This is a genomic window from Gordonia sp. LMA167, from assembly GCF_058130025.1.
In genome coordinates, this window is sequence record NZ_CM176708.1 from 3025413 (window position 1) to 3047305 (window position 21893).

At 68.1% G+C, this 21893-nt stretch carries 16 protein-coding genes; 14 read left to right on the plus strand and 2 right to left on the minus strand.

Annotation, left to right across the window (positions count from 1 at the left end; genetic code table 11):
* From ACVT6V_RS13670 to ACVT6V_RS13680, 3 genes are all read left to right on the plus strand, one after another.
* Window positions 1-3054, plus strand: coding sequence for an ATP-binding protein (locus ACVT6V_RS13670; RefSeq protein WP_489900299.1), 3054 nt, complete (start codon window positions 1-3; stop codon window positions 3052-3054).
* Window positions 3055-3498: 444 nt separating this feature from the next.
* Window positions 3499-4263 (plus strand): hypothetical protein, encoded by a 765-nt coding sequence (locus tag ACVT6V_RS13675; protein ID WP_489900300.1) that lies wholly within the window; start codon window positions 3499-3501, stop codon window positions 4261-4263.
* On the plus strand, window positions 4260-5306 hold the full coding sequence (locus ACVT6V_RS13680; protein WP_489900301.1) for an HNH endonuclease signature motif containing protein: 1047 nt from the start codon (window positions 4260-4262) through the stop codon (window positions 5304-5306). The genes ACVT6V_RS13675 and ACVT6V_RS13680 overlap by 4 nt, the downstream gene beginning before the upstream one ends.
* A gap of 489 nt (window positions 5307-5795) precedes the next feature.
* Here the strand turns inward: ACVT6V_RS13680 and mycP are convergent, their stop codons facing one another.
* Together mycP and eccD are read right to left on the minus strand one after the other, a co-directional pair.
* Window positions 5796-7196 (minus strand): type VII secretion-associated serine protease mycosin, encoded by a 1401-nt coding sequence (gene mycP / locus ACVT6V_RS13685; RefSeq protein ID WP_489900302.1) that lies wholly within the window; start codon window positions 7194-7196, stop codon window positions 5796-5798.
* A gap of 1 nt (window position 7197) precedes the next feature.
* Entirely contained in the window at window positions 7198-8748 is a 1551-nt protein-coding gene (eccD, locus tag ACVT6V_RS13690; RefSeq protein WP_489900303.1) for a type VII secretion integral membrane protein EccD, read from the minus strand.
* 115 nt (window positions 8749-8863) lie between these two features.
* Between eccD and eccCa the strand changes: the two genes are divergently transcribed.
* From eccCa to ACVT6V_RS13745, 11 genes are all read left to right on the plus strand, one after another.
* A complete protein-coding gene (eccCa, locus tag ACVT6V_RS13695) occupies window positions 8864-12943 on the plus strand; it encodes a type VII secretion protein EccCa (RefSeq protein ID WP_489900304.1) in 4080 nt (1359 codons plus the stop codon).
* Window positions 12944-12958: 15 nt separating this feature from the next.
* Window positions 12959-14242: a type VII secretion-associated protein gene (locus tag ACVT6V_RS13700; RefSeq protein WP_489900305.1), complete on the plus strand. Its 1284-nt coding sequence runs from the start codon at window positions 12959-12961 to the stop codon at window positions 14240-14242.
* Between the two features lie 118 nt (window positions 14243-14360).
* Entirely contained in the window at window positions 14361-15929 is a 1569-nt protein-coding gene (locus ACVT6V_RS13705; protein WP_489900306.1) for an alpha/beta hydrolase domain-containing protein, read from the plus strand.
* A 179-nt stretch (window positions 15930-16108) separates the two neighbouring features.
* Window positions 16109-16552 carry a 50S ribosomal protein L13 gene (gene rplM, locus ACVT6V_RS13710; protein WP_489900308.1) on the plus strand — a complete coding sequence of 148 codons (444 nt, stop codon included), beginning with the start codon at window positions 16109-16111 and terminating at the stop codon, window positions 16550-16552.
* Window positions 16549-17109, plus strand: coding sequence for a 30S ribosomal protein S9 (gene rpsI, locus ACVT6V_RS13715; RefSeq protein WP_489900309.1), 561 nt, complete (start codon window positions 16549-16551; stop codon window positions 17107-17109). Before rplM ends, rpsI begins: the two co-directional genes overlap by 4 nt.
* A 2-nt stretch (window positions 17110-17111) precedes the next feature.
* Window positions 17112-18476: a phosphoglucosamine mutase gene (gene glmM / locus ACVT6V_RS13720; RefSeq protein ID WP_489900310.1), complete on the plus strand. Its 1365-nt coding sequence runs from the start codon at window positions 17112-17114 to the stop codon at window positions 18474-18476.
* Entirely contained in the window at window positions 18473-19171 is a 699-nt protein-coding gene (locus ACVT6V_RS13725) for an HAD family hydrolase (protein ID WP_489900311.1), read from the plus strand. The genes glmM and ACVT6V_RS13725 overlap by 4 nt, the downstream gene beginning before the upstream one ends.
* A gap of 90 nt (window positions 19172-19261) precedes the next feature.
* Window positions 19262-19552: a hypothetical protein gene (locus ACVT6V_RS13730; protein ID WP_489900312.1), complete on the plus strand. Its 291-nt coding sequence runs from the start codon at window positions 19262-19264 to the stop codon at window positions 19550-19552.
* Window positions 19549-20622, plus strand: a complete 1074-nt coding sequence (locus ACVT6V_RS13735; protein WP_489900313.1) for a hypothetical protein — start codon at window positions 19549-19551, stop codon at window positions 20620-20622. The genes ACVT6V_RS13730 and ACVT6V_RS13735 overlap by 4 nt, the downstream gene beginning before the upstream one ends.
* Window positions 20623-20650: 28 nt before the next feature.
* Entirely contained in the window at window positions 20651-20911 is a 261-nt protein-coding gene (locus tag ACVT6V_RS13740) for a hypothetical protein (RefSeq protein WP_489900314.1), read from the plus strand.
* 90 nt (window positions 20912-21001) lie between these two features.
* The gene (locus ACVT6V_RS13745; protein WP_489900315.1) at window positions 21002-21874 is read left to right on the plus strand and encodes a dienelactone hydrolase family protein; all 873 of its coding nucleotides are present in this window, start codon (window positions 21002-21004) and stop codon (window positions 21872-21874) included.
* Window positions 21875-21893: the final 19 nt, after the last annotated feature.

A 21893-nucleotide genomic window follows, 5' to 3' on the forward strand; every position in this document is an offset into this window, starting at 1 on the left:
ATGGGCGGCACCACCGAGTTGCTCGGGCGCGGCCACGCCGTCGCGGTGTTCGATTCTGCACTCGAGAGTGCGAGTTCGGGTGTCGGCGGCTTCGTCCTTGTGTCCGGGGAAGCCGGGATCGGCAAGTCCGCAGTCCTCGGCTGGTTGGTCGATCGTGCGACACCGACCTGTCGCGTGCTCCGGGGGTTCTGCTGGGAACACGGCGGCGCACCCCCGTACTGGCCGTGGTCGCAGGTCTTGCGGGCCGCCGAGCCGACCCCCGCGGCCCTGGGTGAGGCTGCTCGGTTGCTCGACCCGGTAGAGGCGAGCGTGACGGGAGGGGTAGCCGAGGCCGCCGATGCGCAGTTCCGACTCCTGGACTCAGTTTCACGCTTTCTGGTTCATGCATCGGCCGATCGGCCGGTGGTCGTGGTCATCGATGATCTGCACTGGGCCGATGCGGGATCCCTCGTCATGCTGTCGTTTGTGGCGCGTGCGGTGCGTGACGCACCGGTCCTGCTGGTGGGCGCCTACCGCGATACGGAAGCACCCGAGGCGCTGCTCGAATTGGCCGGTTCCGCGCTCGCGCTGCCACTGTTCGGACTCGGTCGTGCCGAGGTGGAGGCGATGGTGTCCGGTATGCCGGGGCCGGCTGTCGCGTCGTCGGTGGTCGAGAAGGTGTGGCATCGCAGCGGGGGCAACCCGTTCTTCGTCGGTGAACTCATCCGTCTTGTACAGGCCCACGGATCGGCGCAGCCGCCGAATCGACTGCCCGCGAGCATCATCGAGACCGTGCGGCGTCGCCTTGCGCGGTTGTCGAGCACCTGCGTACGCCTCCTGGACTGGGCTGCCGTCGCCGGGCGCGAGATCGAGATCCCCCTCCTGGTCGCGGCCGGGGCGGTCGAGGACGCAGACGTCGCTCGGGACGAGCTCGCGCAAGCCGAGCGGGCCGGCATCATCACCGTGGATCCGCCTGCATTCGTTCATGACCTGTATCGCGATGCCGTCCTCGAGGACATGGGCGCCGCGGCGCGCCGAGACATCAATCTCGCCCTCGGGCATGTCCTCGAACGGCTCGATGGCCCTGACTCGGCTGCCCGTGCGGCGAGCCACCTGTTGGCCGCAGGATCGTCGGCGACCGTCGATGCCATCGCCGCATCACTACGGGCAGCCGATCTTGCGACGGCCCGACTCGGTCATGAGGCATCGATGGGGCACTACCGACATGCATTGGCGCTCATGGGGTCCGGATGTGAGCGAGACGCGGTGGAGTTGAGACTGGCGCTGTCCCAGGACCGGGCCGGACACCTCGACGACGCGCGCGACTCCTACCGCCGGGTGATCGAGACCGCCAGCGAGCGTGGCGATGCCGAACTGTTCTCCCGTGGCGCGCTCGGCCTGCAGTCACTCGGCCACCGGTCCGGTGATCAGGACACGGAGGTGATCGCTCGCCTTGCCGAGGCGACGGCGCTGCTGGCATGCGGGCCGGCCGCCGTCCGATCGCGTGTGGCCGCGGCATCCGCGCGGGCATCGATCCACGGATCCGCCAGTGCTCCCGGTGCAGCGGAGCCGATCCGGATGGCCCGACGAGCGGTGGCGCTCGCCGAGGAGGGCGACGATGCCACCGCGCTCGCCGACGCATATCTCGCGTTGCACGACGCGCTCTGGGTGCCCGGGAGTTCGGCCGACCGCTTACCGGTGGTGGACGCGATGATCGGCGCCGCTGAGCGCGGAGGCGATCCCGATCTCGTCGCCCAGGGTCACCTGCTGCGCGCCACGGCTCTGCTCGAGATCGGGGATCGTGCGGGCCGTGACGAGCTCCTCACCTACGTGGATCTTGCCGCTCGGCTCGGTCATGCGCGCGGTCGGTGGGGATCTCTCACCCGCAAGGCGACGTTCGCGCAACTGTCCGGTCAAGCCGCTGAAGCCGCGGAGTTGGGGGAGGAGGCGCTCGAACTCGGCAGGGCCATCGCCGAGCCGGACGCCATGGGGTGCTTCTGTACGCAACGCTGGTCACTGGTGGCCCTCGGTATCCGTGAGCCTCCGGCGGTGCTCGACGCCGCTGACCCGCTTTGGCCGTTGTTTCCTCTCATGCGTGCGTGGCCTCCGGCCGTGCGTGGCGAGTTCGAACTGGCGCGCGAACTGTTGGGGGACTTCAGCGTTGTCGCGGTCACACCGTCCACCGATCTGGAGAAGCTCGCGATCGCTGCAGTGGTGTTCGCCGCGGTCGGCACAAATGACCAACGCCGGTGGACGTACCATTCGCTGCTGCCTCACGCCGGACTGCACGTCGTCGTCAGCGGGTGTGCCGCCTATCACGCGGCCGTCGATCACCATCTCGGCATGCTGGCTGCGTCGTTAGGCGACTTGGCCTCGGCGCGCGGCCATCTCACCGATGCGCTCCACATGCACACCCACCTCGGCGCCGCCGGCTGGGCGGAGGTAACCCGTCAGACGCTCGAGCAACTGGATCAGAGGTTGCCGGACAACGAGTTCCACATGGTCGACGACCAATGGACCTTGTCGTTCGCAGGTCGTCGCGTGACGCTGCCGAACGCCAAGGGCCTCGCTGACCTGCAGGCGATCATCGCCGGTCACGGGCGCGCGATCCACGTGATCGACCTGCTCGGACCCGACGTCGCGGCCACCGTCGGATGGACTGGTTCCGACCGGGTCCTCGACGATCGCGCAAAGGGAGAGTACAAACAGCGCATCGATCAATTGGGCGCGCAGATCGCTGATGCCGAGGACATCGGTGATTCCGTTGGTGCACAACGTCTCGGCGATGAACGATCCGCCATCGTCGCCGAGCTCGCTGCGGCCAGCGGTATCGGTGGACGTGATCGTCGGCTCGGTGATGTGACGGAGCGCGCGAGAAAGACGGTGGGCGCCCGAGTCCGCGGAAGCATCGTCAAGATCGAGCGAGTTCATCCGGAACTTGCCGTGCACCTGCGGGCGTCCGTGCATCTCGGAACGACCTGTTCGTACCTACCGTTGTCGCCGGTCGACTGGCGATGCGGCACAGGAGATGTGGCACAAGGGGTGCCGAGACTTGGTATGCCGTCACGGGAATGATGGTTGACCCGGCGTTCGCGTCGCCGAGGCCGTGAACCGATCGTGTTGGGGGATGCCGAAGCTGTTCTCGCGCAGAATAATTCGTGTCGGAGGGTTCCGATGTTCTGTGCCCAGTTGAAGTGATGCGGGTTGTCCACAACCCCTACCGACGATGAGGCCTTCTTGTCGGTGGTCTCGGATAATCTGTGGTCAGTGAATTCCTCACGGGGGCTGTGGTTTCTGATGACGGGCTGAGGTTTTTTGTCCTGTCGGTCTGTATTGCGTATGCGAGCGTCACCAGCTCGGTCCCTGGGGGGGCCGCCCTGAGGCGCCGCCCTGAGGAGCGAGCTGGCGAGCGTCACGAAGGGAGCGAGCTGGCGAGCGTCACGAAGGGAGCGAGCTGGCGAGCGTCACGAAGGGGGTGTGGTGTTCTCTTATTCGGATTCGGTTGCTGATGACTTGGTTATGTCGTCGGCCGGGTCGGCGGATCTGGTGGCCGAGGCGTGTGCTGCGTTGCGGTTGAGTCGTCAAGCTGAGGCGCGGGCGTTGTTGTTGGCCTTTCGGATCGGTGAGCAGGTGCATGACGATCTGATGGTGGCGTTGGGTCCGCGCGCGCAGATGAAGGTGCGTCGTCATGCGGAGAAGGCGGCGGTGGGGGAGATCTCGCTGCAGTTGGGGTTGTCGCGGACCAAGGCCGGCAAATGGTATCGGTTGGGGTCGGCGTTGCAGCTCAGGCCGAAGCTGCGGATGGCGTATCTCGACGGTGATTACAGCACCAATCGGTTGTCGGAGTTGGTGCATTTTGTGGAAGCGGTACCCGATGTCACACAACATGATTCGACTCCCGACACGGACACCGTGGGCTCAGGTGGCGGTGACGACGACGCTGCCACCGACACCGACACCGGCATCGACACCGACATCGACGCCGAGCCTGCGACGTCCGATCCGGCTGACACGTCCGATCCGGCTGACACCTCTGATCCGGCTGACACGTCCGATCCGGCTGACACGTCCGATCCGGCTGACACGTCCGATCCGGCTGACACGTCCGATCCGGCTGACACCGCCGAGCCGGTCACTGATGTGGAGGGCATTGCTCTGAAGTATGGGGCGCGTCCGACGACGGACACGGTGTTGCGCGATGAGTTGGCCGGGGTGGCGATCGGGCTGGATCCCGAGGGGGCGGCCGAGGCGCGCAGGGAGTTCGGGCGGCGTGGCAGAACGTGACCGCGGCCAATGACAGTTCCGGGCATGCCAACATCGATGCCTGTGTGCCGGCCGAGTACGGGGTGTTTCTGCGTGCGGGGATCGCGGCGTTGCTGCGTGCGCGGGTGTGTCGGCGCGATCCGCGCACGCTGGGTCAACAGCGGGTCGACGCGTTGGCCGAACTCATCGGCACACCCGGGGTGCGGCTGACGTGTCGGTGTGGCGACGACGACTGCCCGGCCGGCAGAGCGCCGACTGACCCGACCTCTGGGCCGACCGATCCGACCCAGCCCCCCGCACCCGACGGCGGCCGAGACGGTGACCATGATGGTGGCGACGCAACCGACATCGACGGTTCAAACGATGATGGCGCCCTACCTGAACGCAGTAACCGCTGCGACGACGCGGCCCGCGATGAAACCCGTGCCGACGGCACAGATTCAGCACGGGCTGACAACACGGTCGCCGACGCCGAGCCGGACCCCGCATCCGAGCCGGACGGTGCATCCGGGTCCGCGCTCACCCCGGCTGCGCCACCGTGGACGCTAGAACTGGGCCCGGATGGCATCGAGGTGCCCCGGTTGCGTGGCTACGGGGCGATCGATCCCGCCCTGGCTGACCGGCTGAGCGATCGGGCCACGCTTATCACCCTGCCGAACCACCAGAACCGCCGACCGTCGGGGCTGATCGTGCTCGGCGAGCGTGGACCGGGCCCACCGGTCGATCCGTCCGGACACGGTGGCCACGACCTGCCGCCGCCGGGTGCGTTGACTTATGCGCCGTCGACGAGGGTGCGTGAGCAGGTTCTGTTGTCGGATCGGTACTGCCGGTATCCGTTCTGCGGGCGACCCGCGCACGAATGCGAGCTCGATCATCTGGTGAAGTTTCGGCGCGGTGACCCGCAGACCGGTGGTTGGACGCTGCCCGCAAACCTGGCACCGCTGTGTCGGCCGGATCATCAGCGCAAGCATCTGGGCATGTGGATACCGACGATGAACATCGACCGCACCATCACCTGGCGCAACCCGGTCACCGGGAAGGTCATCGTCACCTACCCGCGGTAGCCGGCCCAACGCGGGCGCATCCTCGCAAGCTCGGAGGCTCCTCAGGGACCGGGTGATGACGCCCGCAGGCTCGGAGGTACCTCAGGGCGCGGGTGGTCACGCATCCTCGCAAGCTCGCGCGTCAGGATTCTCCCGCATCCTCGCAGGCTCGCGCGTCAGGATTTTCCCGATCCCTGAGGAGGTCCGGAGCGCTAGCGGAGGGCCGTCACGAAGGGGCGCCCTTCGTGACGCATCCTCGCAAGCTCGGAGGCTCCTCAGGGAGCGGGGGGTGACGCATCCTCGCAGGCTCGGAGGCTCCTCAGGGAGCGGGGGGGGGGGGTGACGCATCCTCGCAGGCTCGGAGGCTCCTCAGGGAGCGGGTGGTGACGCCTCGCAGGCTCGGAGGCTCCTCAGGGAGCGGGTGGTGACGCCTCGCAGGCTCCTCAGGGAGCGGGTGGTGACGCTCCCGAGGTCACTCGCCTCCGAGCGGCGCCTCAGGGGATGACTGAACTAGAACTCATCCGGACTCAGTCGTCGAACGCGGCGGTGCGGTAGCGCGATGGCGAGTACTGCGGCGATGACCGCCGCGCAGACACCGACTCCGACGAGTGCGACGTTGCGGGCGGTGTGGTCGGGCGGGATGTCCGGGGCGGGTGCGGCGATCGCCTTCGACTCGGTGGGATCAGCTCGGTCGCCGGGAATCTCGCTGGTCAGCGCCGCGACCGGATCGATCACCCCGTAGCCGATCACGGTGTCATGGCCAGTGCCGGGCGCATGTGCGGTGCGGATGATGCGGTCCATGACCTCTCTCGGTCTCAGCCTGGGGAAGCGCGACCGCACGAGTGCCACCGTCCCGGCGACATACGGTGTCGCGAAGCTGGTGCCGACGATGGGGATCGGGCCGTCCTGCCCCTGCTGGGCGTCGACCAACCTCGACGATCCGCGTGTGCTGTCGAGGCTCACGATGTCGGTGCCGGGGGCGGCGACGCTCACCCAGGGTCCGTGCAGGCTGAACCCGCTGGGTGCGCCGGTCCCGGCATCGACCGCGGCAACCGCGAGAACATAGGGCGAGAACCAGGCCGGGCTGGCGATGGTCTCGACCGAGCCCCAGCCGCTGGTGTCGGCAGGCGACGGCGTCGGATTCTGTTCCCGACAACCTGAACTGGGCGACAGATTGCCGGCTGCGACGACGACCACGACGTCGTGGTCGTAGGCGTATTTGACTGCTGCACCCAAAGACTTGTCGTTGAGTCTGGTACCCGCCGGGGCGCAGGCGACCTCGGAGATGTTAATCACGGTGGCACCGAGATCGGTGGCCCGTACGACCGCGTTGGCCAGTGTCGCGACCGACCCGTAGCCGGAACCGACTGTGGGATCGGCCTCCGCAGAACTTCGCCGATCCTTTGCCGAGTAGGCGCCGCTCGACTGTCGGATCGAGATCAGCGACGCGTCGGGCGCGACGCCCGCGAATGCGTCCCGGCGACTCGGCCGTGCGGCGATGATGCCGGCCACGAGTGTGCCGTGCGCGTCGCAGTCGACGAGCCCATTGCCCGACGACACATAGTCGCCACCGGCCTGGACCCGACCCAACCGCGGGTGCGGGGTGACACCGGTGTCGATGAGGGCGACCTTCTGGCCGCGGCCGCTACTGAACCGCCAGGCCTCCGGAAGGTTCATCATCCACTGGGCTGCAGTCGGTTTCGAGTTGTCGTGGCGGCCGGTGGCCAACGGCTTGGCGCACAGCGTGCGCTGCTCGGTGGGTTCCGGAGGTGTGACCGGCGCCGAACGCACGAGTGCGGTCGAGTCGATGACCGGCGGCGTCATCGCGGCCGCAGGTGCACCGGCGATCGAGGCGTTCACGGCGATGGTCGACAGAAGTGCGCCGATGATGCCCGTCGCGCGCCGACGCACGTCAGATCTCCCGGACGATTTGGTACAGGTCGAGGATCCACAGCAGCAGTGGCACGATGATCGCGACGAGGACGTACTCGACGATCTCGGCTGCACGCCGCATCACAGGTGAGAACTCCTGGTTGGGTGCCACCACGCCGAGGACGAAGGCGGCCCCGACGATCACCATGGCCACGACGAAACCGATCACCGGCCAGTTGTCGGAGCCGAACGCGAGGCCGGTGGCGAGGGTGACCAGGGTCAGCGAACCGCCGGCGATGAGGAAAGCTGCCTGAGCCAGGTCGCTGTGCGAACGGCCGCGCAGGCACATGACAACTGCGACGATGGCCGCATACGCGGCGGCCTTGGGTGCGAAACCGGCCAGGGGGGCTGCCGCCATGACGGCACAGGCCGCGGTCACCAGCGACGTCCCGGCGACAATGCCGGTCAGATAGGCGTTCGCGACATACGAACGACGTTCCAACGCATCAGCCTTGGGCAAGGCCATCGCGCCGATGGCGCCGATTCCCTCGATCGCCGGCTTGGGCTCGATCTCCTCGGCATCGATCGCTGCACCGGCAGTCGGTACCGGGGGCAGGGGCAGTTTGGCGAGCATGATCGTCGCGCGGGGCGCCATCGCGAGCACGAGAAGCCCGATGGCGGCCAGCACTGCGGCGATGTCGGCGACGTCGACATCGAGCAGCAGGTCCGCCGCGCAGCCGCCACCGGCGAGCACCATCGCGGTGGTGACCGCACTGTGCAGGGCGGGACCGGTGGCGATCAGACGGTAGGAGACGACGATTCCGACGAGCGTGAGCGCGCACCCCAGAGTCAGATGCGCGGCGCCGAACCGGCCGGGAACCAGCAACATGCCGGTGACGAAAAGCTGTGGCACCGCCGTCGCGACGAGGACACTCGCGCTCATCTCGTCGCGGTAGTGGCGCGCCACGATGGTGCCCGCGGTGAGTAACGCGATCGCGGCGAGCGCGCTGAGCGCGGCAATCCACAAGGCCCCGCTCGTCGATCGGTAGGTACCGAGCGCCACGGCGGCACCGACCGATGCGAACAGTGCCACGGTGAACCCTGCACAGCGGGCCGACCTGGCCGACCAAGCGGCGAACCGAGATTCATTCAAACGGGCGACAGCGTCGACCACGTCGTCGAAGAGTGCCGGCGACTCACCGGTACGAATAGGGCGGAGAACGAGCAGGTCACCGTCGCGAATTCCGGATTCCGACAACGAGCGGTTCGGAGCAATCGGTTCCTGCCCGACGAGACCCAGGGTCCAGCGATTCTGACGGTCCCGGGGACGGTTGTCACCGTCGTCGGGGTCGTCCGGATCGCGCCGCGCGGGACTACGCGACTCAATCTGCGCGACCAGGTCGGGTATGAGCGCGGCGATCGGCATCGCCGCAGGTAGACCCACATCCAACTGGGTGTTGCCGCCGAGCACGGACACCCGGACGAGCTCCGGTTCGATGCCCGCCCGGCCACGCGCACCGGCTTGTCCGCCGGCCGCCGGCCCCGGCCCCGGCGAATGTGACAGCATTGTTTGCGAATCCAGAGTCGACATCTGGTGGATCCTCCCCGCCCTGTTCGCGGTTACCATGCGAACCGCGTCAATTGTGTACTAGCGCGGCCCTGTCGGGACAACTCGGGGCGGCACGATCGGTCGGGGGGAAGATCGCGTGGTGACAACTACGGAGGGGTTCGTCCGCCGTGCGCGGATCACACCTCCGCGGGCACCCGGCGGTGAGCTGAACATCGCGCCGCCGCCGGACGTGCCGCGGGTCGTGCCGGGCAGCATGCTCATGAAACTGCTGCCGGTCGTGATGGTGGTGGCGGTCGTGGGCATGGTCGCGATGATGTTCGCGACCGGTGGACGCAACATCCTGTCGAACCCGTTGTTCATGATGTTCCCGCTGATGATGCTGATGTCGATGTTCGGCATGTTCGCGGCAGGCGGGCACGGCGGCGGGAAGAAGGCGGCCGAGCTCAACGAGGAACGCAAGGACTACTTCCGCTACCTCGGCCAGACCCGCGCCCAGGTGATGGACACGGTGGCCGCACAGCGCGCCGCCTTGTCGTGGAGCCATCCCGACCCGGCGGCGTTGCTCGACATCGTGGGCAGCCGGCGGATGTGGGAGCGGCGACCGACCGACAGCGACTTCGCCCACGTCCGAGTGGGTGTCGGGTCGCAACGACTCGCCACCCGCCTGATGCCGCCCGAGACCGGCCCTCTCGAGGACCTCGAGCCGGTGTCGATGGTGGCGCTGCGTCGTTTCGTTCGCACCCACTCCGTCGTGCACCGGCTGCCGACTGCGATCTCGCTGCGCGGTTTCCCCGCGGTCAACATCGAGGGTGCTCGCCAAGAGACCCGGGACCTGGTGCGCGCGATGATCGTCGAGCTGTGTGCCTTCCACGGACCGGACCACATGCACATCGCCATCATCACCGGGGACCCGGCGGGTGAGGCCTGGGACTGGGCGAAATGGCTTCCGCACGTGGGCCATCCGACATTGCGGGACGGCCTCGGCGCCATGCGGATGATCTACCCGACGCTGGCCGACTTCGAGAACTCGATGGCCTCGGATCTGCTCGAGCGCGGGCGTTTCAGTCGTTCCGCGCCCCCCACCCCCGGTCGTGCGCATCTCGTGGTGGTGCTCGACGATGGCCACGTGGCCGGCGACGAGCGGTTGATCAACGATGCGGGGATGGAGGGTGTCACCGTCCTCGATCTGACCGCCCCGCCGGACGGGCTCGCCGCACGCCGTGGTCTTCAGCTGGTCGTCCGCAACCGAAAGGTGGCGGCGCGCAGTGCTTTCGGTGTCGAGGAGTTCGCCGACATGGACTCGCTGACGATCCCCGAGGCCGAGACCCTCGCCCGCCGCATGGCACGGTACCGGCTGGCCACGGCGGCAGCGCTGGCGAACCTGGAGACCGAGGCGACCTCGAGCGACCCGGGTCTGCCCGCACTGCTCGGTATCACCGATGCCACGCGCTTCGAACCCACCGTGGGCTGGCGCGGCCGCACCGGACGTGACCGGTTGCGGGTGCCGATCGGTATCACGCCCAGTGGTACCCCGGTCGATCTGGACATCAAGGAGAGCGCACACGGCGGAATGGGTCCGCACGGCCTATGCATCGGCGCGACCGGGTCGGGCAAGTCGGAGTTCCTGCGCACTCTGGTCCTGGCGATGCTCGCGACCCATTCGCCGACCGAGCTGAATCTCGTGCTGGTCGACTTCAAGGGAGGTGCGACATTCCTGGGACTGGAGTCTGCGCCGCACGTGGCCGCGATCATCACCAACCTCGAGCAGGAACTGTCGATGGTCGACCGGATGAAGGACGCGCTGTCCGGAGAGATGAACCGCCGTCAGGAATTGCTGCGCAGTGCCGGCAATTTCGCCAACGTCAGTGATTACGAACGGGCCCGTGCGTCCGGGGTGCGCCTCGAGCCGCTGCCCGCGCTGTTCATCGTCGTCGACGAGTTCTCCGAACTGCTCGCACAGAAGCCGGATTTCGCGGAACTGTTCGTCGCGATCGGCCGGCTCGGACGGTCGTTGCACATCCACCTGTTGTTGGCCTCGCAGCGGCTCGAAGAGGGCAAGCTGCGCGGACTCGACAGCCACCTCTCCTATCGGATCGGACTGAAGACGTTCTCGGCCAATGAGTCCCGATCGGTACTCGGCGTTCCTGACGCCTACCACCTGCCGAGCGTGCCCGGATCGGCATACCTCAAGTGCGATTCCGCGGAACCGGTGCGGTTCAACACCTCCTACGTGTCGGGCCCGTATCTCCCACCGGTCGCCGACGGAGCGCTCGAGGACATGGCGGTCTACACCGGCCCACTGGGACGCATGAAGGTGTTCACCGCGCTGCCGGTGCCCCTGGAGGACGGTGCGGCCAGCTCGTCGGTCCTCGATCAGGCGCAAGCCCTGCTGGACGAGGAGCCACCGCAGGAGCCGGAGGTGCCCGCCTACGACGACCCTGCCGCGGCCTCGATACCGACGTTGCTCGATACGCTCGTCGGGCGCATGGCAGGGCACGGTCCACCCGCACACGAGGTCTGGCTTCCACCTCTCGACGAGTCCCCGACGGTCGATCAGCTGGTTGGACGTCGCGACTGGTCGGCGCCGGGCGCGCTGGGCGATCTGCGCCTGCCCGTCGGCGTCGTCGATCGCCCGTATGACCAGCGTCGCGACGTTCAGCTGCTCGATCTGGCGGGCGCCGCCGGCAACGTCGCCGTTGTCGGTGGTCCGCAGTCGGGCAAGTCGACCGCGTTGCGCACGATCGTCATGGCGGCGGCGGCCACCCACACGCCGGAACAGGTGCAGTTCTATTGCCTCGACTTCGGCGGCGGCAGCCTCGCGTCGATCGCCGGGCTCCCGCATGTGGGCTCGGTGGCCTCCCGAGGCGACATGGACGCTGTGCGGCGCACGGTCGCCGAGGTGAGCGCCATCGTCCGCAGCCGCGAATTGTTGTTCGCCCGTCTGGGTATCGAATCCATGCGCGACTACCGCGCACGCCGACGTGAGGCGTTCGCCGGGGGAGCGGTCGACGAATCCGACCCGCTGAGCGCGGATCGCCACGGCGACGTATTCCTGGTTCTCGACGGTATCGGTGTGCTGCGCAACGAGTTCGATTTCCTCGAGGACCAGATCAACGCGATCGTCCAACAGGGACTGTCCTACGGCGTGCACGTGATCGTCACCGCCTCGCGGTGGGCCGAGGTCCGCCCGGCGGTGAAAGATCTGATGGGCAGCCGGATCGAGCTCAAACTCGGTGACGCCATGGACTCGGAGATGGGACGTCGGGCGGCGGCACTCGTGCCGCACAACCGTCCGGGTCGCGGCCTCACGCCGGAGGAGCTGCACATGCTGATCGCGCTGCCGCGTCTGGACGCGGTCAGCGCGGTCGAGTCGCTCCCGGCCGGCGTGCAGCAGGCGACCGACAAGCTCGCGACCGCCTACCGGGGTCGTGAGGCCATGGTCGTGCGCAAGTTGGGCAACGAGATCGCCCAGGCAGAGATCGACACCCGACTCGAGCGGGCCGGACGGGCGTTGGCCCCGACCCAGGTGGCGATCGGAGTCGGGGAGCTCGAGCTGGCGCCGGTGGTACTCGATTTCGGTGTGCAGCCGCATTTCATGGCGTTCGCCGACGTGGAACACGGCAAGACGAACCTTTTGCGCAACATCGTGACCGGCCTCGTACGCAACTCCACCCCGGAACAGGTCAAGATCGTGTTGGTCGACTATCGCCGGACCATGCTGGGCATCATCGAGGGGGATCATCTGGCCGGCTATGCCAGCTCGGCGAACACCGCGGTGCCGATGATGACCGAGCTCGCCGCTCACTTCTCCGGGCGCCTGCCACCGGAGAACGTGACACCGCAGCAACTGCGGGATCGTTCCTGGTGGTCGGGCCCCGACATCTACGTGATCATCGATGACTACGACATGGTGTCGACGGGGTCGAGCAACCCGATGGCGCCCTTGGTCGACATGGCGTCGCACGCGCGGGACATCGGGATGCACATCATCCTCGCGCGGCGTTCCGGAGGTCTCGGTCGTGCCATGTTCGACCCGCTGATCGGCCGACTGAAGGACCTGTCGTGCGACATGCTGCTGATGAGCGGTGACCGCGATGAGGGCTACATCACCGGTCGTGTGCGTCTGCAGCAGCTGATCCCGGGTCGGGGCGAGCTCGTCTCGCGGACCCGACAGCAGGAGATGATCCAGGTCGGCTACGTCGAGCCCCAGGTGTGATCCGCGGTGTCCGGTGTGCCGCGTCCGACCGTCGTCGACCTCGCGTACGGGCAGCTGTTGCTGACCGGAGACCGGACGGCCGACGTCTCTGACCTGCTCGCCGCGGTGGACGCGACGACGGTGGTGGTGGGCGGTGCCCGGCTCTACGGTCACCAGGCCTGGCAGGGAGTCTGGAGCGCACTGGGATTACCCGACGCCGGGCCCGACGGCCCGCTGCCCGTCGTCGTCGGGTACCCGAGCACGTGGGGACGGCTGCGGACGTCGGTACTGGCCGGCTCGACCGCCGACCTCTCGACGCCGGTGACCTTGGTGCCGCGGGCCGTGCTGATCGCACGGAGTCACTCCGACGGCGCGATGCAGCGCTGTGCAGTGGTGGAGACGGCACACGTGCCGTCCGGGCCCGTCGACCCAGCCCGGACTCCGGCCCGGGCCTGGGATGTGACACGACTTCGCCGCACGTCGACCGACTGGGAGATCGAGGCGTCCGAGGTTCTCGAACCCGACGCCGACGACGTCGCCACACGCACCGAGTCGATCGTGGACGACTCGGTCGAGGCGGTGTTCGTCGACGGGACCGATCCGGCGCAGGTGCGGTGTGCCGTCGACCTCGTCTGTACCCATGCACTGGCCGGCCGGGTCGTACCGGTCGACCGTCAGCTGATCCGACGCCATGGATGGCGCGCCGGCGGGTCGGAGCCGAGCCCGTTGCTCGGCCCGAGACCGGCGAGCACGACGGCTCCGCCTCGCCGGAGTTCGTCACGGGTGCTGTGGTCGGCGGGCGTCATCGCGGTGACCGTGGCTCTCGTCGCGGCCGTGGTCGGGTTTCTCCAACGCGGGGAGGCGGGCACGCCGGACGAGCAGATGGTGACCGTGGGTCGGACGAGCCTGCAGGTACCCGCGGATTGGCGGCGTAGTGAACTGGGCGACCACGCTGAGGCCGACACCGAGCGGCCTTCCCGCACCGTCTTCGTCGACCCTGAGTCCGGACGCCGGATACTCGTGGTGCAGAGCGAGGTCAGAACCGATTCGACGTTGTCATCGGTCGCGACGAGCCTCGGCAATCGCATCCGGCAGCGCGGCGACGACGTGGTCACCGAATTCTCCCCGGCCACCCGGTTCATGGGTCGCGACGTGATCAGCTACCGCGAGGCACCCGCGTCGGGCAGTGCGATCCGCTGGTATGTCCTCGTCGGCGACGGCCTGCAGGTGTCCATCGGTTGTCAGGCCGGCACGGCGGGCGAGTCGGTGGACACCGAATGCGCCCTGGCGGTGCCGTCGGTGCAGATCGCGCCTGCTTGACCTGCGCACGTGATGACCAAGGCGATATCTGAAACACCCGTGAGCGCTGCGTCAAACCCTGGTTTCGTGCAGCTCTCAGGGGGAGAATCACACCATGTCCGGCGGGACGATCACCCGCATGACAGGCAGAGGCGTGATTGTCTGCCTGATGCTCGCGTTCGCACTGATGGTCGGCCACGCCGCCGCATTCGCCGACGTCCCGGCATCGAAGCTCACCACGGTCACCCGTGGCGTGACGGACCGGCCCTGGACGGGGCTGCCGTTCGACGCCACCCAATTCGGATACACCCAGACCGAATACCTCATCTCCGGCACGGCTCGCGCATTCGGTAGGCGCGACCTGCCACCCAGCCCGTACACCGCCCGCATGCTGGTTTACCGCCCCCGCGACCCTGCGAAATTCAGCGGGAATGTCGAGGTGGAATGGAGCAACGCGAGCTTTCAGATGGACCTGCCACTGGAATTCTCGTGGCTGCGGGCACAGACCATGCGTCACGGCGACGCATACGTGGTGGTCAGCTCGCAGCAGGCCTCCGCATGCGGTTGGTTCCTCACCGGTCAGCCGATGATTCACCTCGGCGACGTGACGGTCGCACCGTGCACGCCGATCTCTATGAAGGGCTATGACCCGGTCCGGTACAGCGCGATGTACCTGCCCGGTGTCGCCTATTCGTTCGACATCTACAGCCAGGCCGGCAAGTCGTTACGAAACGCCTCGGTCGGCGGGCCACTCGGCGGATTGCATCCGAGGCATCTGATCGCGATCGGGATCTCGCAGTCGGCCATGGCGCTGGACAACTACATCAGCTTCGGGGCCGACGACGCGGCCCGCGTGTTCGACGGCATCATCGTCGATGCCGACATCGCACAGCCCCTGCCGGATCACTACCGGGTGCCGACCCTGCACATCTGGGGTGAGGAGGCCGCTCGGCCGATATCACCGCAGGGACCCAACCATCGGACCTGGTCCGTGGCGGGCGCGCCCCACCTCGACAAGTTCTCGTGGCTCACCACCGTCGACGGCATCACGAGAAACACGACGGGCCGGCCGCTGCAGACCGCAGCGCAGACTCTCGCGACCGAACAGCTGCTGTCGGAGTACGGACAATCCGGACCGAGCGCATCGGCGAGTTGTGTGGTCAGCAGTCAGTTCCAGCGCCGTTACGTCGTCGACGCCGCCGTGTCGGCGATGCAGAAGTGGATCGCGACGGGCGTTGCGCCCATGGTGACCCCGCCGTTCCGGTTGAATCCATTCGGACAGGCCGCTGCCGATTCGCCGGTCACGATCAGGACCCCGATCCTGGTCGGGGGCGGACCTGTCATCGTGCCGGCCGTCGCCGGGCCGTTCGCGGTCGCGAAGGACGGGCACGGGAACGCGATCGGCGGGATGCGCCTGCCGCAGATCGCGGTTCCGGTCGCCCGGTACGACGGTGCGCTCTGCGTGCTCTTCGGCACCACGGTTCCCCTGCAGCCTGCCGAACTCGTACGCCTCTATCCGACGCATCAGGACTACGTCGCCAAGATGCTGGCGGCCACCCGGACATCGATCGCGGACGGATTCCTCACCCCCTACGACGGCCGTCAGCAGATGCGGATGGCCTGCGATTCGGCGATTCCCCGATGGGGCGTCACACCGCCCGGGTTGCAGCCTGCGTCGTGCCGCGACCTCGATGCGGCGCTGGGCTGAGCGTTGCGACGCGTTTTGACCCTGACCTGGCCCCTCGCGTAATCTGGATCGCTGGTGCGTGGCATCCCCGACCGGGCGACCGGAACGGGATAGTCGAGGCCCGGGTCCCCACTGGTCGCCGGGACATCCTCTGCCATGGCACCTGACCAGCATCCACATCGACAGAGTTGAGGACAACTGTGCCTACCTACACCCCGAAGGCCGGTGACATCACACGTTCGTGGCATGTCATCGACGCCACCGACGTGGTGCTCGGCCGGCTGGCCGTGCAGAGCGCGAATCTGCTCCGCGGCAAGCACAAGCCGACCTATGCGCCCCATGTCGATGGTGGTGACTTCGTCATCATCATCAACGCCGAGAAGGTTGCTCTGACCAGCAACAAGGCAGAACGCAAGCTGAACTACCGCCACTCGGGGCATCCGGGTGGGCTCAAGGTCCAGACCACCGCCGAGCTCCTGGATTCCCATCCCGAGCGGGTGGTCGAGAAGGCGATCACGGGCATGCTGCCCCACACCAAGCTTGGCCGTGCGATGGCATCCAAGCTGAAGGTCTACGCCGGACCGACCCATCCCCACGAGGCCCAGCGCCCCGTGTCCTTCGAGATCAAGCAGGTGGCCCAGTGAGCAACGAGAACATCAGCGACGCGGCCGTCGAGGCCGTCGAAGACAACGCCGCCGAGGTCGTGGCCGCTGACGAGTCCGCGGCCGTGGAGTCCGTCGAGCAGGCTGCCGACGACTATGACACCGAGGTCGAGGCCGCAGCTCCCGCCGCCGACGTCGCCCCGGTCGTCCTCGACCGTCCGATCCAGACCGTCGGTCGCCGCAAGGAGGCCGTCGTCCGCGTGCGCCTCGTCCCGGGCTCGGGTCAGTTCCAGCTCAACGGCCGCACCCTCGAGGACTACTTCCCCAACAAGGTGCACCAGCAGCTGATCAAGGCTCCGCTGGTCACCGTCGAGCGCACCGAGTCGTTCGACATCTTCGCCAAGCTCGTCGGCGGCGGCCCCTCGGGGCAGGCCGGCGCGCTGCGCCTGGGCATCGCCCGTGCGCTGATCGAGGTCACCCCGGAGGATCGTCCCGCCCTCAAGAAGGCCGGCTTCCTCACCCGTGACCCGCGTGCGGTGGAGCGCAAGAAGTACGGCCTGAAGAAGGCGCGTAAGGCGTCGCAGTACTCCAAGCGCTGACCTTGGCACGCCTTTTCGGCACCGACGGCGTCCGAGGCCTGGCCAACGACGAGCTCACACCCGAGCTCGCGTTGCGCCTGGCCTCGGCCGCCGCGGTCGTTTTCGAGAAAGAAATCGCGGGCGGGCCGAATCCGGCCCGCCATGACCTGCGTCCGCGTGCGGTCGTCGGTCGCGATCCGCGCGCATCCGGTGAGATGCTCGAGGCCGCCGTCTGCGCAGGGCTGGCCGCCACCGGCGTCGACGCCATCCGCGTCGGAGTGGTACCCACCCCCGCCGTGGCGTTCCTGACCGCCGACTACGGCGCTGACTTCGGCGTGATGATCTCGGCGTCGCACAATCCCATGCCCGACAACGGCATCAAATTCTTCTCCGGCGGCGGGCACAAGCTCGAGGACGCGGTCGAGGACCGCATCGAGGCCGAAATGGCCGATGACGGCTTCGCCCGACCCATCGGCGCGGCGGTCGGCCGCATCCTCGACGCGCCCGACGCCGGCGATCGCTACCGCCGCCACCTGGCCGAAGCGATCGGACATCGTCTCGACGGGCTGACCGTTGTGGTCGACTGTGCGCATGGCGCCGCATCAGATCTCGCGCCGCAGGCCTACGCCGATGCCGGCGCGAACGTGATCGCGATCCACGCCGAGCCCGACGGGCTCAACATCAACGCCGACTGCGGCTCAACCCACATGGACAAACTGCAGGCCGCGGTGCTCGAACACGGCGCCGACCTCGGTGTGGCCCACGACGGCGACGCCGACCGCTGCCTCGCCGTCGACTCGACCGGCGAGATCGTCGACGGCGACGCCATCATGGCGATCCTGGCGACCGCGTTCAACGACCGTGGCCAGCTGCGCGACAACGTGCTGGTGACGACGGTGATGAGCAATCTCGGGCTGCACATCGCCATGCGTGAGGCCGGAATCACGTTGCGCACCACTGCCGTCGGCGACCGCTATGTGCTCGAGGAGTTGCGGCGGGGGGGCTATTCGCTCGGTGGTGAGCAGTCGGGGCACATCGTCGTCCCCGGTTCGGGCACGACCGGTGACGGAGTCCTCACCGGTCTGCTGCTGATGGAACAGATGGCGGCGACCGGTCGGCGCCTCGCCGATCTGTCGAGCATCTTGACGGTGCTGCCCCAGGAACTGATCAATGTGCGGGTTGCCGACAAACACGCGGTCGCACAGTCCTCGACCGTGAAGCAGTCGGTGCTCGATGCGGAGGCCGAACTCGGTGAGCAAGGCCGGGTCTTGTTGCGGCCATCCGGAACCGAACAGTTGGTCCGCGTCATGGTCGAGGCCGCCACCGCCGACACCGCGCGGTCGGTGGCCGAACGGATCGCCGGGGTCGTCGAAACCGCCGGCGCATGACAACCACGAAGGCCGTCCTCTTCGACTTCTCGGGCACCCTCTTCCGGTTCGAGGCCCGCGACGAGTGGTTCGCCGGTCTCCACGACGAGCGCGGCAACGACCTGCATCTCGACCATCAGGCCGACTTGATCCGTCGGATGACGCAGCCGGTGGGGATACCGTCGGTGCTCTCCGACGAGGACCGACTCGCTTGGCAGGAGAGGGATCTCGACCCGAGTCAGCATCGGCGCGCATATCTGGCGATGTTGCGCGCGTCCGGCCTGAGCGTGCCCGGCCATGCCGAACAGCTGTACGCGCGTGTCCTCGATCCGCACTCGTGGCGGATCTTCCCGGACACGGAGCGGGTGTTGCGCGGCCTGCGGGCGACCGGCGTCCCGGTCGGTGTCGTCAGCAACATCGCGTTCGACCTGCGTGAGGTCCTCGAACTACACGGGATCGCCGATCTGGTCGATGCCTATTCCTTGTCGTTCGAGGTCGGCGCCATCAAGCCGGATCCACGGATCTTTCACGCCGCGCTCGATCCGATCGGGGTGACACCCGGTGAGGCGTTGATGATCGGTGACAGCGAGGAGGCCGATGGCGGGTCACGCCGGCTCGGCTGTGCCTTCGCCCTCGTGCACGATGTTGCGCCGGCGCAGCGGCCGACGGCCCTGGTCGATGCGGTCACCGCCGGTGGCATAGATCTGCCGACCTGACGCCGGCGAGAGGGATCCGAAACCTGGCCGGAACCACTCCGAGCGCGTGCGCGTCTAAACTTCAACGCCAACGGGATGCGAGGGGGTCGGATGGTGGTCGACGCGTCGATGTCGGTCGATGCCGACGAGGTGCGCCGGGTGGTCGCGTTCTACCGTGACGCCGCGGAGATCGTCGGTGCGGCGGCGGAAGAGATCCGTGCCCACGAGCTCGGCACATGGGCGGTCGGGGGTCACTATCGCGAACTCGGCGAGCGCTACCGCGAGATGGGTGTGGTGATCGCGGACCGACTCGGTGAGCAGGCCAGGGCGGCGGACCGATTGTCGGATGCCTTGGCTCAGGGGATGTCGGTGCTCGTCGATGCCGACGAGGAGACGGTATGACCCGCTCGCCCGATTCGCTCGCCACGCTGCGCGACCAGGCTGTCGCGGGCATCGAAGATCTCGCCGATGTCCTGGCGCTCGGTGCGACGCTGGGTGCCGTGACTCGGCATCCCGACGAGGTTCACCCGCCGTTTCTGAAGGTCGGCGCCCTGGATCCGGACCGGATGGCCGCCGACAGCCGCAGGCTGGCGATCGCCCACCGTGCCGTGGCCGACCATCTACACCGTTTGCCCGAACAACAGGTGCGGCTCGGCCGCGGATGGACCGGCACGTCCGGTTCGCTGGCGGTCACCGCCGTCATCGATCACCAGCGCCGCACAGAGTCCGACCTCCATGTCCTGCGGACGTTGGCCGAGGCGACCCGCGCGGCCTCGTCGGGCATCGATCAGCTGCTGCGCACCTGGTATCTCACCGTCGCGCGGCTCTCGGCGCCGCTGGTGGCCGGGGTTCCGGTGGCTGAGGTCCCCGCGGCAGTCCTCAGCGGGAAGCTGCCGTTGCAGGTCGTGGTCGCCGACATCGCCTCTCGCGCAACGCTCTACTTCACCTCGGCCGAGGCGACCGTCGCCGGTATCGACGCGATCCTCGAGCACCTCGACCGCGCGACGGCGGCGATGGACGTGGAGCCCTATCCGACCGCGCCATCCGCGCCGCCGGTCATCAGGACACCGATCACCGGCGACCGCCCGGAGGTGCCACCCGCGGCCGACCACGAGAGCACGTCGGTGCCGGCTCGCGAGTCCGACGCCGAGACGCAGCAGCCGTCGACCGGGAGTTCGGCCGGTACACACGACCGTCAGCCCGACGTCCCGCTGCAGCTGACCCCGACCGCCGGCCCCGACGACCCGGTCGCGCCCGATCACCGCGCGGCCGAACCGGACCCGGATCCGCAAGGCACGCAGGGGCGATCGCCGACGCCGCAGCACAACCACGAACCACCGGCGCCGACCGGAGACGCACCCACCGAGGATGCCGCGCTCTCCTCGCGCACCACCTCGTCGGCCCCGCCGGACTCCACACCACCGACGGAGTCATCCTCCACCGGTGACCTCGCCCTGGCAGGCGAGGAATGACCACACGGCGAACGGAGGTGCAGCCATCATGAATCTCGCAGATCAGATCGAGGCGATCGCCCGGCGCGCCACCGCACAGGTCGTCGACGCATCGAACACCTTTTCCACCACGCAGCAGCAATTGGCATCCGAGCTCGCCGAGCTCCGGGCCGAGAAAGCCACGCCCAAGGCGTACCTGCGCACTCGGTTGCAGCGCGACGCCGACGCCGCCGACGCGGCGACACCGAGGATTCTGCTACCGGCCGACGTGGCCGAGGCCAGTCCCCATGGATCGGCCGACGACGAATAGGCTGTCGGTGTGCCGGCAACAAAACCAGGGCAGACCACGTCAGCGCCGAGATCACGCTCCTCGAAATCATCGCGACCACCCGGCACCTTGATGTCGGAGTTGGGTCGTCGCGGACCCCATCGTGTCCTGCGCGGAGACCTCGGGATCGCGGGAATGCGCGGCCAGGTGTTCGCGCCGGAGCAGGGCCGTCGACTGCCCGCCCTCGCGGTCGGGCACACCTGGCTGGCCGACAGTCGCAGATACCGGGATCTGCTCTACCACTTGGCCTCCTGGGGGTTCGTCGCCGTCGCCCCGGACGCCAACCGCGGATTCTTCGCCTCCGACGTCGGACTCGCCGCGGACCTGCGGGCAGCTCTGGACATCGTCGCGCACGTGCCCCTCGGCAACGGCGCGGTGACCGTCGACCCCGACCGCCTCGGTGTGATCGGACACGGTTTCGGGGCCTCGGCGGCGGTGATGGCCGCATCGGCTCAACCGTTACGCGGCCAGTCGGCGGTTGCGGTGGCCGGTGTTGTCGCCGTGTTCCCGGCGCCGACGACGTCGGCGCTGCTGCCGTCCGCCGGCCTGGTGAGCGCTCCCGGCCTCGTCGTGGCCGGTGCGGGCGAACTCGACACGGTGGACGCCAACGCCCTGCCGTTGGCACAGGCCTACGGCGGTGATGTGGTGTTGCGCACTGTCAAGGCGACGAATCCGCGTGACCTCCTGGAGCGCCGAACGGTCAAGGCGCTGGTCGGTATGAACGGATCCGACCGTGCCCTGCACGCGGTGGTCCGTTCGGCATGTACCGGATTCCTGCTGCACACGGTCGGCGGCGATCCCGACTACCGGGGGTTCGCGGACGCCGATACCGAGCTGGCAAAACTGACCGTGATCGACCTCGACGCCCCGCCGGTGCAGGCCGTCGACGCGGTATCGCACCTGCTGGGCGCCAAACCACGGAAGCGGCGGCGCAAGAAGCCCTGATTTCACAGGTACGCTGACT